General features: G+C 61.9%; 11 protein-coding genes and 1 tRNA gene. 8 read left to right on the top strand and 4 right to left on the bottom strand.

All coding sequences use genetic code 11. The annotated features are described in order from the left end of the window. Window positions 1-122: 122 nt before the first annotated feature. On the top strand, window positions 123-932 hold the full coding sequence (locus SFY93_RS04135) for an undecaprenyl-diphosphate phosphatase (protein WP_320446146.1): 810 nt from the start codon (window positions 123-125) through the stop codon (window positions 930-932). Window positions 933-1,006: 74 nt separating this feature from the next. Here SFY93_RS04135 and SFY93_RS04140 read toward each other — a convergent pair whose 3' ends face one another. Next, the gene (locus SFY93_RS04140; RefSeq protein WP_320446147.1) at window positions 1,007-1,975 is read right to left on the bottom strand and encodes a complex I NDUFA9 subunit family protein; all 969 of its coding nucleotides are present in this window, start codon (window positions 1,973-1,975) and stop codon (window positions 1,007-1,009) included. Window positions 1,976-2,138: 163 nt separating this feature from the next. Between SFY93_RS04140 and SFY93_RS04145 the strand changes: the two genes are divergently transcribed. Continuing rightward, window positions 2,139-2,225: transfer RNA gene (locus SFY93_RS04145), tRNA-Leu, on the top strand. A gap of 150 nt (window positions 2,226-2,375) precedes the next feature. Here the strand turns inward: SFY93_RS04145 and SFY93_RS04150 are convergent. The 3 genes from SFY93_RS04150 to SFY93_RS04160 form a co-directional block, all read right to left on the bottom strand. Further along, a complete protein-coding gene (locus SFY93_RS04150) occupies window positions 2,376-3,011 on the bottom strand; it encodes a 2-dehydro-3-deoxy-6-phosphogalactonate aldolase (RefSeq protein ID WP_320446148.1) in 636 nt (211 codons plus the stop codon). After that, the gene (locus SFY93_RS04155) at window positions 3,008-3,931 is read right to left on the bottom strand and encodes a 2-dehydro-3-deoxygalactonokinase (protein WP_414717058.1); all 924 of its coding nucleotides are present in this window, start codon (window positions 3,929-3,931) and stop codon (window positions 3,008-3,010) included. Before SFY93_RS04155 ends, SFY93_RS04150 begins: the two co-directional genes overlap by 4 nt. A 114-nt stretch (window positions 3,932-4,045) precedes the next feature. Then, a complete protein-coding gene (locus tag SFY93_RS04160; RefSeq protein ID WP_414717059.1) occupies window positions 4,046-4,504 on the bottom strand; it encodes a hypothetical protein in 459 nt (152 codons plus the stop codon). A gap of 380 nt (window positions 4,505-4,884) precedes the next feature. Here SFY93_RS04160 and SFY93_RS04165 point away from each other — a divergent pair, with 380 nt between their 5' ends. Genes SFY93_RS04165 through SFY93_RS04190 form a run of 6 tightly spaced genes read left to right on the top strand, consistent with a single transcriptional unit; the run spans window position 4,885 to window position 12,914 of the window. Next, complete coding sequence (locus SFY93_RS04165) at window positions 4,885-4,974, top strand: K(+)-transporting ATPase subunit F (protein ID WP_081421711.1); 90 nt, start codon at window positions 4,885-4,887, stop codon at window positions 4,972-4,974. Window positions 4,975-5,002: 28 nt separating this feature from the next. Further along, a complete protein-coding gene (kdpA, locus tag SFY93_RS04170; RefSeq protein WP_320446150.1) occupies window positions 5,003-6,706 on the top strand; it encodes a potassium-transporting ATPase subunit KdpA in 1,704 nt (567 codons plus the stop codon). A gap of 20 nt (window positions 6,707-6,726) precedes the next feature. Next, entirely contained in the window at window positions 6,727-8,850 is a 2,124-nt protein-coding gene (kdpB, locus tag SFY93_RS04175) for a potassium-transporting ATPase subunit KdpB (protein WP_320446151.1), read from the top strand. An 11-nt stretch (window positions 8,851-8,861) separates the two neighbouring features. Continuing rightward, complete coding sequence (locus tag SFY93_RS04180; protein WP_320446152.1) at window positions 8,862-9,467, top strand: K(+)-transporting ATPase subunit C; 606 nt, start codon at window positions 8,862-8,864, stop codon at window positions 9,465-9,467. 40 nt (window positions 9,468-9,507) lie between these two features. Then, window positions 9,508-12,228, top strand: coding sequence for a DUF4118 domain-containing protein (locus SFY93_RS04185; RefSeq protein ID WP_320446153.1), 2,721 nt, complete (start codon window positions 9,508-9,510; stop codon window positions 12,226-12,228). Then, window positions 12,225-12,914: a response regulator gene (locus tag SFY93_RS04190; RefSeq protein WP_320446154.1), complete on the top strand. Its 690-nt coding sequence runs from the start codon at window positions 12,225-12,227 to the stop codon at window positions 12,912-12,914. The genes SFY93_RS04185 and SFY93_RS04190 overlap by 4 nt, the downstream gene beginning before the upstream one ends. Window positions 12,915-12,920: the final 6 nt, after the last annotated feature.

Below are 12,920 nucleotides of genomic sequence, written 5' to 3' on the forward strand. Positions count from 1 at the left end.
AGCGAAGCTTGGCTCTGAGGCAACCCGCGAATGTGATGGTATTTGCGATTGCAGCAATGAAGGGAATAGGCGAGAAGAACCCGGCTTTTTCAGGCCCACACTGACGAAGGACAGATAAGCGGATGATGTCTGATGCGATAAGGGCGGTGATTCTCGGCATTGTCGAGGGTGTCACCGAGTTCCTGCCGGTTTCCTCAACGGGGCATCTGCTGCTCGCGGAACGCTTCTTCGATCTGGGCGAGGACAATTTCTGGAAAAGCTTCGCCGTGCTGATCCAGCTCGGCGCCATTCTGGCGATCCTTGCACTTTACTTCGGCAAGTTGTGGCATATCGCGCTGAACCTGTTCAAAGGTGACGCTGCTGCGCGCCGTTTCGTGATCGGCGTGCTGATCGCGTTCCTGCCTGCCGCGATCATCGGCGCGGCTGCGGGCGGCTATGTCAAAAGCTATCTGTTCAATCCGTGGGTCGTGTGCTTTTCGCTGATCGTCGGCGGCGCGATCCTGCTTTGGGTCGATCAGCTCGATCTTGAGCCGGTACATCACGATGCCACGACGTTTCCATTGCCGATGTATCTGAAGATCGGTCTGGCGCAATGCGTGGCGATGATTCCCGGCGTGTCGCGCTCCGGCGCGACCATCGTCGGCGCCATGCTGCTCGGTGCTGAAAAGCGCGCAGCGGCGGAGTTCTCGTTCTTCCTGGCGATCCCGACCATGGTCGGCGCTTTCGTCTACGATCTCTACAAGAGCCGCGCCGATCTCTCGGTCGATCACGGCGTGATCATCGCCATCGGTTTTGTGGTGTCGTTCATCACCGCGATCATCGTGGTGAAAAGCTTTCTCGGCTACGTGACCCGCCACGGCTTCGCGTTGTTCGCATGGTGGCGCGTGATCGTCGGTACGCTTGGCCTGATCGCGCTGGCACTGGGCCACTGAATTTTGCCAAACCCTCTGCTGTCATCCCCGCTCCGCGCACGCCTTCGGCGTGCCTGGCGGGGACGACAATATCGTCAGTTTATGCCGTTATGTGCGAACTGACCGGTGGCGCGGAAGCGCCAGAGATATTGTGGCGCAATCGCTTCCAGCGAATCAGCGGCAATACCCAAGCCATCCAGCGTTAGACCGGCCGCCTTGGCGGCTTCCGACACCACATTGTCGACACCAAGCATGGCGACCTGATCCGGCGTCAGCTTGAAGTCCCCCGGGGCGAATTGCAGGAAATAGGACTGAAGCTTGGCGATGGCCGTCGGCACCGGCAGCGTCATGCGCTTGCGCTCGATGGTCGCGAGGATGATGTCGATGATTTCACTCATCGTCAGCACTTCCGGACCGCCGAGTTCATAGGTGGCGCCCGGCTTGGTCTGGCCATCGACGGCATCGGCCGCAGCCTGGGCGACATCGCCCACATAGACCGGCTGCATTTTGGTCGTGGCGCCGAACACCGGCATCACCGGGGCCATCCGGGCGAGATTGGCAAATCGATTGGTGAACTGATCCTCGGGGCCGAACACGATCGACGGGCGCAGGATGGTCGCGGAAGGCACAGCCGCCAGCACGGCCTGCTCGCCGGCCGCCTTGGCACGGGCATAGGCCGATTCAGAATCGGCATCGGCGCCGATGGCTGAAAACTGCACCATCCGCGCGCCGATCTCGGCGGCGGCCTGCGCGACCGCGCCGGCGCCTCGCGCCTGCACGGCATCAAAGGTCTGCGCGCCGCTTTCGGTCAGGATACCCACCAGATTGACGACGATGCTGGCGTCGCGCATCGCGGCCTTGATCGAGGCGGGGTGGCGCAGATTGGCCTGAACGATATTGATCTGTCCGACACGGCCAAGCGGTTGCAGATGGCCGGCCAGTTCCGGCCGACGCACGGCGACCCTGATCCGATACTCTCGCTTGGCCAGCGCGCGGACCACATGGCGTCCCACGAAGCCGGATCCGCCGAAAACCGTAACGAGGGTGTCGATGGGGGCAGCCATGGATCAGTTCCTTGAGTCAGTCATGCAAGGGCAAAACGGGGGAATTTAGACCAATTCGCGATACGCCAACGCGCGAGGCCTGTACAGCGGATTTGGAATTGAACGAAGCAATTTGACAAGCGCGTAACGGCCCCCTACTAACCGCGCCACGTGCCTCGCACGTGCCCAGGTGGCGGAATTGGTAGACGCGCTGGCTTCAGGTGCCAGTGGCTTAACGGCCGTGAAGGTTCGAGTCCTTTCCTGGGCACCACGGTGCTCCTAAGTCTCTGATATTCAGAGAAATTCAGTAAATTTGACAGTTTGGGGCCGCGCGGTCGATGCGTGCGGGCGCGGAGACGTTCTTGCCCTGCCGTCCCCCGCGGAGCACGCGACAACCGCAAACAGACACTGCACTCTGTTTCTAGCGGGCCATCGCCTGATCATAGGCGGCGACAGAAGCCCGTGCGGTCGCCTTCACTTCGATAGCGCTCATTCCAGGCCGATACAGGCTGCTGCCAAGGCCGAAGACCTGTATGCCGGCGGCGACATAGTCCGCGAAATTCCGATCGGAAACACCACCAACAGCCCCGATCACGACATCCCTGGGCAGAACCGCGTGAATGGCGGCGATGCCGGACGGGCCGAGGATCGATGCCGGAAAGAATTTCAGGGCGGACGCGCCGGCGCGGAGCGCGAGGAAAGCTTCGGTCGGCGAGAACACGCCGGGCATCGTGACCATGCCGCGGCTCACCGCCATCGCCAGCACATCGACATCGACATTCGGGCTCACCATCAGACGCCCGCCGACATCGGCGACGCGGGCGCAGTCATTCGCGGTGAGGACGGTGCCGGCGCCGATCAGGGTGTCGTTGCCAAATTGTTTGCAGATCCGTGCGATGGATTCGAACGGATCGGGCGAGTTCAGCGGTACTTCAATCATCTCGAAGCCGGTGTCGATCAACGTCTCGACGATGCCCTCCACCTCGTCGGGCTGCACGCCGCGCAGGATGGCGACGAGCGGACGCTTCACGGTGGGCCAACGGATTGGCTGGTTCATGTGAACTGAGCTCCCCACAGATGGATTGCGGCCTTGGTCAGGCCGTGTTGCGACGCGCGTTCGGCATCGACGATGGCGACCTCGAAGCCGGCAGCCGCAAGCGCCGACGCATAGAGATCCTTGAGCGCGCCGGCGCCGATCAGGCGTACTGGCTGCCGCGCACCATAGCGCGATCCGGCATCGGCGATTTCCGTGCCGATCAGGAGGCCCGACAGCCGCGCCGCGCCGTCGGCCTGTTGCTGGAAGCCGAGCAGTTGCGCCGCGCGCAAGCTGAATAGCGAGGCGGTCAAGCCGACCGGCGCATCGAGCGCGCGCTGCAGGCCATCGCGGAACGCGTCATTCGCGGCGGGCGACGGTGCGTCGTGATCCACCGCGTGTTTCAGGATGCTGTGTTGAGTGATGACCGAAAAGAGCTCGCCGGTCATATAGGTCGTGAATGACACCACGCTGCCGGACTCGATCCAGACCCATTTGCTGTGAGTGCCGGGAATGCAGACCAGACCGGTGAAGCCTGGCTCGGTCACGCCGAGCAGTTGCGTCTCTTCGCCGCGCATGACGTCGGGCGCCGCGGCGTCGGCTTTCGCGATGCCGGGTAGGATACGCACGTCGCCTTGCGTGTCGACACGCTTCGCACCGTCGTGCAAGGCGTCGAGCCGTGTCGGTGTGTGCAGATAGGGCGCCTCGATCCAGCCCTGTCGTGCGCCGGCCATACCACAGATCAACACAGGCAGGTTCTGCATTCCGCCAAGTTTGGCAAGGTGATCAGCGAGCACCGGAGCGAAGCCTGCAGCCGCGCAATGCAGCATGCCTTCAGGCCCGCGCGTCTCCGCAAGCACGCTGCCATCGGCGGTCATCAACCAGCCTCGAAAGCTGCTGGTGCCCCAATCGACCGCGACGAAGGCCGGTTTGTCTGCTGTCACGTTTTGCTCTGGCTTGTCATGGCACGAATTTGTGCCGAGCATAGCCGAAAGCCTCACTCTTGGAAGACTGTTCGCGGCGGTTAAGTTACAGCATTTCGTACCGACCCTCTTCGCTCAACAGTAATTCTCACACAGCATCGGCTCGGAATCGGTGGGTTGGATTACGCGCACGGGCGCTTGCGTCAGATGCGGCGTGCCTCCGCGGCTAACAACAGCGCGAAATGCATCCAGGATCGCCATCGCCATGTCTGGGTGATGCGTCTCGACGGCGCTGTCCAACCAGTCAGGAAGGTCACGCTGGTGCGAGAGAGCGCAATGCCATTCACCTTCGTCATAAGCGAGCCGACGCAGTTGCCACCGCGGCAGTTCGATCGCGATCAAGGCAAGCGCAGCATCGGTCCAGGCGCCGGCAGCGACCAGGCGATCGAGGCGCTGGGCCTCCGCTGTGCGACGCATTGCCGGCAGGCGCTTGCAGGTGGTGAGGCAGATCGCGGTGAAACTCGTAGCGTCAAGCGGAGCTGTTTCGGATGGCGCTTCGGAAAGGGGCGTTCGCTGAATCGAGATGAACGACATGACGGGTCTCCATGAACAGCGCGATCTTCGGAAGACCGCATCATGCAATATCCGTAATCCGTCATTTGAATACGAGGCAGCTTCGGGCACGAAGATATAAAGGCTGCATAAGCGCCCGAGGATTAGCGGCGCACGCGCACGCGCTCCGCCACGTCTTTATGAGATTCCTATAAGTTCGCTGCTGGCCTCATCTCGAAAACCTACGTCCTGAATGGCACCTGATCGTGCATCGGGCGCGCGAGCCGTTTGCTCCGTGCCGCCGCAGTCATTGCATCAGGAGCATTCCATGCTGGACATCGTCATGCTGGCCCTCGGGCTCGGCTTTTTCATTCTCACCCTGGGCTACGCCTATGCTTGCGAGCGGCTGTGAGGAGCGCAACATGATTTTCGATTACACGCTCGCCGGCTTCGTGTCCGCGGCATTGCTGATCTATCTCACTTACGCGCTGCTGCGGCCCGAGCGGTTCTGAGCGCGCGCACCTCAAAAGGTCAACTGACATGACAATGATTGGCTGGATTCAAATTGCTCTGTACTGCGCTGTGGTTCTCGCGCTGGTGAAGCCGCTCGGCGGCTACATGACATCCGTTTTCAACGGCGAGCGTACTTTCCTCTCTCCGGTTCTGCGACCGGTCGAAGCCGGGCTGTACTGGATCGGTGGCGTCGACGAGAAACGTGAACAGCACTGGCTGACCTACACGGTTGCCATGCTGCTGTTCCACGTGGTCGGCTTCCTCGGCCTCTACGCGATCATGCGGCTGCAGGCTGTGCTGCCGTTCAATCCTGCCGGGCAGTCCGCGGTCGCCGAAGATCTCTCCTTCAACACCGCGATCTCCTTCATCACCAACACTAACTGGCAGAACTACGGCGGCGAAAGCACCATGTCGTATCTGACCCAGATGCTGGGTCTGACGGTACATAACTTTCTGTCGGCGGCGGCCGGCATCGCATTGGCCGTGGCACTGATCCGCGGCTTTGCACGGTCGTCGATGCGCACCATCGGTAATTTCTGGGTCGATATCACCCGTTGCACGCTCTATGTGCTGCTGCCGATCTGCATCATCTACACGCTGTTCCTGGTTTGGCAGGGCATTCCGCAGACGCTCGGCGCCTATGTCGATGCGACGACGCTTGAAGGTGCGAAGCAGACCATCGCGGTTGGCCCTGTTGCGTCGCAGGTTGCCATCAAGATGCTCGGCACCAATGGCGGCGGCTTCTTCAACGCCAATGCGGCGCATCCGTTCGAGAACCCGACGGCGCTGTCGAACTTCATCCAGATGATCTCGATCTTCGCGCTGGGTGCGGCGATGACCAATGTGTTCGGCCGCATGGTCGGCAACCCCAGGCAAGGCTGGGCGATTCTGGCCGTGATGGGCGTGCTGTTCATTGTCGGCGTTGCCATCACCTATGGCGCCGAAGCCTCGGGCACCACAGGCCTGAATGCACTCGGCCTCACCGGCGGTAATATGGAAGGCAAGGAACTGCGCTTTGGCATTGTCGCCTCCAGCCTGTTCGCGGTCATCACCACGGCGGCATCCTGCGGTGCGGTCAATGCGATGCATGACTCGTTTACAGCGATTGGCGGCATGATCCCGCTGATCAATATGCAGCTCGGCGAGATTATCGTCGGCGGTGTTGGTGCCGGTCTCTACGGCATGCTGCTGTTCGTCGTGCTGGCAATCTTCGTCGCCGGTCTGATGGTCGGCCGCACACCGGAATATGTCGGCAAGAAGATCGAGGCGCGCGAAGTAAAGATGGCAATGCTTGCCATTCTCGTGTTGCCGCTGATGTATCTCGGCTGGACCGCGGTGGCGGTGGTGCTGCCGTCGGCCGTGGCCTCCATGGCCAATGCCGGGCCGCATGGCTTCACCGAGGTGCTCTACGCTTTCACCTCGGCCACCGGCAATAACGGCTCGGCCTTCGGCGGGCTCACCGGCAACACCTTCTTTTACAACCTCACACTGGCGAGTTCGATGTTCGTCGGCCGCTTTTTCATGATCGTGCCAGCCATGGCGCTGGCCGGATCATTGGCCGCGAAGAAGTCGATCCCGGCTTCGGCCGGCACCTTGCCGACCACCGGCGGACTGTTTGTCGGTCTCGTCATCGGCGTGATCCTGATCATCGGCGGTCTCACCTTCTTCCCGGCACTCGCGCTCGGGCCGATCGTCGAGCACCTCGCGATGACCGCCAGCACCCTGTTCTGATCGGATTTGGAGTTATGTCCATGGAAACGTTGAAACTGCAGAAGCGGGTGCCGGTCTCGGCCATGCTCGATTCGAAAATTGTCATCCCAGCCATCGGCTCGGCTTTCAAAAAGCTTGATCCGCGGCTGATGATCAAGAATCCCGTGATGTTCGTGGTCGAGGTCGTCGCCGCACTCACCACGGTGATCTTCATCAAGAACGTCATCACCGGCGGAAGCGATCTGGGATTTGCGTTCCAGATCATCCTCTGGCTCTGGTTCACGGTGCTGTTCGCCAACTTTGCCGAAGCCGTCGCCGAAGGCCGCGGCAAGGCGCAGGCGGAATCGCTGAAGAAGACCCGCACCGAAAGCCAGGCCAAGCTGCTCACCGGCAGCGACAGCGGCGACAAGAGCTACCGCATGGTCTCGGGCACCAGCCTGAAGGTCGGCGATGTCGTGCTGGTGGAAGCCGGCGACAACATCCCGTCCGACGGTGAAGTGATCGAAGGCGTGGCTTCAGTTAATGAGGCGGCGATCACCGGCGAGTCCGCACCTGTCATTCGTGAATCCGGCGGCGATCGCTCGGCGGTGACTGGCGGCACGCAGGTGCTGTCCGACTGGATTCGCGTCCGCATCACTGCGGCGCAAGGCTCGACCTTTATCGATCGCATGATCAAGCTGGTCGAAGGCGCCGAGCGGCAGAAGACACCGAACGAGATCGCACTGAACATCCTGCTGGTCGGCCTTACCATCATCTTCGTGTTCGCGACGGTGACGATCCCGAGCTATGCGGCTTATGCCGGTGGTTCGATCTCGGTGGTGGTGCTGGTGGCTTTGTTCGTGACCCTGATCCCGACCACCATCGGCGCGCTGTTGTCGGCGATCGGCATTGCAGGCATGGATCGTCTGGTGCGCTTCAACGTGCTGGCGATGTCCGGTCGTGCGGTGGAAGCTGCCGGCGACGTCGATACGCTGCTGCTCGACAAGACCGGCACCATCACGCTCGGCAATCGTCAGGCGACAGCCTTCCGTCCGGTGCGCGGCGTGACCGAACAGGAACTGGCCGATGCGGCGCAGCTTGCATCGCTCGCGGACGAAACCCCGGAAGGCCGCTCCATCGTCGTGCTGGCCAAGGAGAAATACGGCATCCGCGGCCGCGATATGGCCGAACTGTCAGCGACTTTCGTGCCGTTCACCGCACAGACCCGGATGAGCGGTGTCGATGCTGGTGGTTCGTCGGTCCGCAAGGGAGCGGTGGATTCGATACTCGCTTACGTCAACGGTGGCGCGTCGTTCGCCGTCGCGTCCGGCAACACCGTGCGTGCAATGCAACCGGCCGCGATGTCGGACACGGCACGTGAAATCCAGGCGATCTCCGACGAGATTGCAAAGGGCGGCGGCACCCCGTTGGCGGTTGCGCGCGATGGCAAGCTGCTCGGTGTCATCCATCTGAAGGACATCGTCAAGGGCGGCATCCGTGAGCGTTTCGCCGAACTGCGCCGCATGGGCATCCGCACCATCATGATCACCGGCGACAATCCGATGACCGCTGCAGCCATCGCAGCCGAAGCCGGCGTCGATGATTTCCTGGCGCAGGCGACACCCGAGGACAAGCTGCAGCTTATCCGCGACGAGCAGGCCAAGGGCAAGCTGGTGGCGATGTGCGGCGATGGCACCAACGACGCACCGGCCCTCGCTCAAGCAGACGTCGGCGTGGCCATGAATACCGGTACTCAGGCTGCGCGCGAAGCTGGCAACATGGTCGATCTGGACTCCAATCCGACCAAGCTTATCGAGGTCGTTGAAATCGGCAAGCAGCTCCTGATGACGCGAGGTGCGCTGACAACGTTCTCGATCGCCAATGACGTGGCGAAATACTTCGCCATTATCCCGGCGATCTTCCTCGCCTTCTATCCGCAGCTTGAAGCGCTTAACATCATGAAGCTGGCGAGCCCGCAGAGTGCCATCCTGTCGGCCATCATCTTCAATGCGATCATTATCATCGCGCTGATTCCGCTGGCCCTGAAAGGTGTCGCCTATCGTCCGATCGGCGCCGGCGCACTACTCGGCCGCAACCTGCTGATCTACGGCCTCGGCGGCATCATCGTTCCGTTCATCGGTATCAAGGCGATCGACCTCGTCGTCACCGCCCTGCACCTGGTTTGAGGAGTTACATTATGTTGAGAGAAATTCGTCCGGCCATCGTTCTGCTGCTCGGTCTCACGGCCATTACCGGCCTCGCCTATCCGCTCGCGATGACAGGTATTGCCGAAGCGATCATGCCGAACCAGGCGCAAGGCAGCCTCATCGAACGGGACGGCAAGGTTGTCGGCTCGTCCCTGATCGGTCAGGAATTCAAGGGTGAGGAATACTTCCACGGCCGCCCGTCGGCGACCCTGGGTCCCGACCCGCAGGATTCCACCAAGACGGTGCCGCAGCCTTACAACGCCATCAACTCGATGGGCTCCAATCTTGGCCCGACCAGTAAGGCGCTGATCGACCGCGTGAAGGAGGACGCCGAGAAACTGAAGGCAGAGAACCCGTCGATGCCGGTGCCGATCGATCTCGTGACCACCTCGGGCAGCGGTCTCGACCCGAACATTTCGCCGGAGGGTGCGCTGTTTCAGGTGCCCCGCATCGCCAAGGCGCGCAAGCTGACGGAGGATCGCGTCCGTCAGCTGGTGACCGAAAAGACAGAAGGCCGCTTTGGTGGCTTGCTCGGCGAACCGCGCGTTAACGTTCTCGCCTTGAATCTCGCGCTGGACGCCGCCTCACCGCAGTAGGCCGTCTAGGCCCAAGCCCTGGCGGAGACTATATTGCCTTATGGCAAATCAGCGCCGCGATCCCGACCAACGACCTTCGCCTGAAGCCTTGCTGGAAACAGCAAGGCGCGAGGAAGATGCCGCCGGGCGGCTGAAGATCTTCGTCGGCGCCGCCCCCGGCGTTGGCAAGACTTATGAGATGCTGCAGAGCGCCCATGCCAGGCGCAAGGCGGGCATCGACGTGGTGGTTGGCGTGGTCGAGACCCACGGGCGCGCCGAGACTGAGGCGCTGCTGATCGGCCTTGAGGTGCTTCCCCGCAAACGCATTGATCACAAGGGCCAGCAACTCGAGGAAATGGATCTCGATGCGCTGATCGCGCGGCGCCCGCAGATCGCATTAGTCGACGAACTCGCCCATACCAATGCGCCCGGCAGCCGGCATCCGAAACGTTATCTCGACGTAGCGGAATTATTGGCCGCGGGAATCGACGTCTATACTGCGGTCAATATCCAGCACATCGAAAGCCTGAATGATGTGGTCGCACAGATTACCCATGTGCGAGTGCGCGAGACCGTGCCGGATTCGGTGTTCGATCGTGCCGACGCCATCGAGCTGATTGATCTAACGCCAGACGATCTGATCCAGCGTTTGAAGGAAGGCAAGGTCTACGTTCCCAAACAGGCCGAGCGCGCGTTGGAACATTATTTCTCGCCCGGCAATCTCACGGCGTTGCGCGAGTTGGCGTTGCGTCGCACGGCGGATCGCGTTGATGAGCAATTGCTCACTCATATGCAGGCCAATGCCATTGCCGGCCCGTGGGCTGCCGGTGAACGCATTCTGGTCTGTATCAGTGAGGACCCGCGCTCTGCCGGGCTTGTCCGCTACACCAAGCGTCTCGCGGATCGGCTTCACGCGCCGTGGACGGCGGTCAGCATCGAGACGCGACGCAGCCTTCAACTCACCGAGGAACAGCGCGACCGGCTGGCCGATACGCTGCGGCTTGCCGAGGCACTTGGCGCCGAGGCGCTGACGATTCCGGGCGCAGGCCGGCGGATCGCTGACGATCTGCTCGGTTATGCCCATGCCAACAACGTTACCCAGATCGTAATTGGCAAGGCATCACGGTCGTGGTGGTTCGAGCTGGTGCGCGGTTCGGTGGTGCATGATCTCGTGCGGCGCGCCGGCAATATCAGTGTGCATGTGATCGCGGGTGATGCACTGCCGGCCGAACCCGCCGCGAAGCGCGCGCAGATGACCGATCGCGTCGAGCCGTTCGACGCAAAGCCCTATATTGCGGCGCTGGCGGTCGTGGCGGTGGCTCTTGGGGCCGCAACGCTGCTGCGTCCGATCTTCGGGATCGAGAATGTCGATCTGATGTTTCTCACCGCCGTGGTCGGCGTCGCCGTGCGCTTTGGTCTCTGGCCATCGCTGCTGGCAAGCGTCGTGGCATCGCTGAGCTATAACTTCTTCTTCCTGCCGCCGGTCTATACGCTCACCATCACCGATCCGACCAATGTGGCGGCCTTCTTCTTCTTCATGCTGATCGCCATTCTGGTGTCCAATGTTGCGGCGCGGGTGCGCACCCAGGCCGTCTCGGCCTTTGGCCGCGTGCGCACAACCGAGTCGCTCTATGCGTTCAGCCGCAAACTCGCGAGCACGGCGGCGCTTGACGACGTGCTGTGGGCGAGCGCGTATCAGATCGCATTGATGCTGAAGGTGCGGGTTGTGTTGCTGTTGCCGGAGCAGGGTGTAATCACCGTCAAGGCCGGATATCCGCCTGAGGACGAATTGGACAAGGCGGATCTGGCCGCTGCCAATTGGGCCTGGAGCAATGATCGCCCGGCCGGTCGTGGTTCCGAGACATTGCCAGGTGCGAAGCGGCTGTTTCTGCCGATGCGCACCGGTCGTGGGCCGATCGGTGTGATCGGCATCGACGATGACCGGACGGGGCCATTGCTGACACCCGATCAGCGCCGGTTGCTGGATGCGCTTGTGGATCAGAGTGCACTCGCCATCGAGCGCGTGCAGCTCGTCGAAGACATGGACCGTGCCGAGCGCAACGTCGAATCCGATCGACTGCGTCAGGCGCTGCTGACCTCGATCTCGCATGATCTGAAGACGCCGCTGGCCTCCGTGCTTGGCGCGGCCTCCACACTGCGCGATCTGTCGCCGAAGCTCAGCGAGGCCGAGAAGGCCGATCTGCTCGGCACGGTGATCGACGAATCCGAGCGGCTGAACCGCTTCATCGCTAATCTGCTGGATATGACCAAGCTGGAGTCTGGTGCCGTGGTGCCGAATGCAACGCTGCTGGATCTCACCGAGATCGTCGGCAGCGCGCTGCGCCGGGCCGGCAAGATCCTCAGCAGGCATCGCGTCGCGCTCGATCTGGCGCCGAACCTGCCGATGCTGGAGCTGGATGCGGTACTGTTCGAGCAGGTGCTGTTCAATCTGCTCGACAATGCCGCGAAATATGCCCCGGATGACACCACTATCACGATCAGGGCCGTGCGCGATGCTGACTCAGTCTCGCTGCAGGTGACGGACGAGGGGGCGGGCATTCCACCCGCCGATCTCGAGCAGGTGTTTGATAAATTCTACCGCGCCAACAAGGGCGATCACGTCAGGGCGGGTACCGGCCTCGGCCTTGCGATCTCCCGGGGCTTTGTTGAGGCAATGCATGGCACCATTTCGGCCACTAATCGCGCCGACCGATCAGGCGCCGTGCTGACCATCCGCCTTCCTATCCCGCCGGCCTCCGAAGCTCTGGACACCGCCGCATGAACACCGCCCTCATCAAGGTCCTGATCATCGATGATGAGCCGCCGATCCGCAAATTGCTGCGCATGGGCCTCAGCACCCAGGGCTATGACATCCTTGAGGCCAGCAACGGCAAGATCGCGCTGGAGAAACTGGCGGAGAAACCGGCCGTGATCATCCTTGATCTCGGCCTGCCGGACATCCAGGGCCATGATCTGCTGCAGATGATTCGCGCCCGCGATGACAGCGTGCCGATCGTGGTGCTGTCGAGCCGCGGGGACGAGGCCGGCAAGGTGCAGGCGCTCGATCTCGGTGCCGACGACTATCTCACCAAGCCGTTTGGCATGGATGAGCTGCTGGCGCGCATGCGGGCCGCGCTCAGGCATCAGCTGCAGGTTCATGGCGAGCGGCCGGTATTCCGCTCCGGGGAATTGTCGGTCGATCTGGTGCGCCGCATCGTCAAGGTGGGTGACCGTGAGGTGAAACTGTCACCAAAGGAATATGAGTTGCTGCGGGTCCTGGTGCAGCATGCCGGCAAGGTGCTGACCCATCGGTTTCTGCTGAAGGAATTGTGGGACGAGCTCACCGACGCACAATATCTGCGCGTTTATGTCCGCCAGCTGCGTCAAAAGATCGAGCTCGATCCGGAGCGCCCGCAATTCGTCCTGACCGAAACGGGTATCGGCTACCGGCTGCGCGCCGGAGAATAGCCAGCG

Source organism: Tardiphaga sp. 42S5, assembly GCF_034044155.1.
In the GTDB taxonomy this organism is placed as follows: domain Bacteria; phylum Pseudomonadota; class Alphaproteobacteria; order Rhizobiales; family Xanthobacteraceae; genus Tardiphaga; species Tardiphaga robiniae.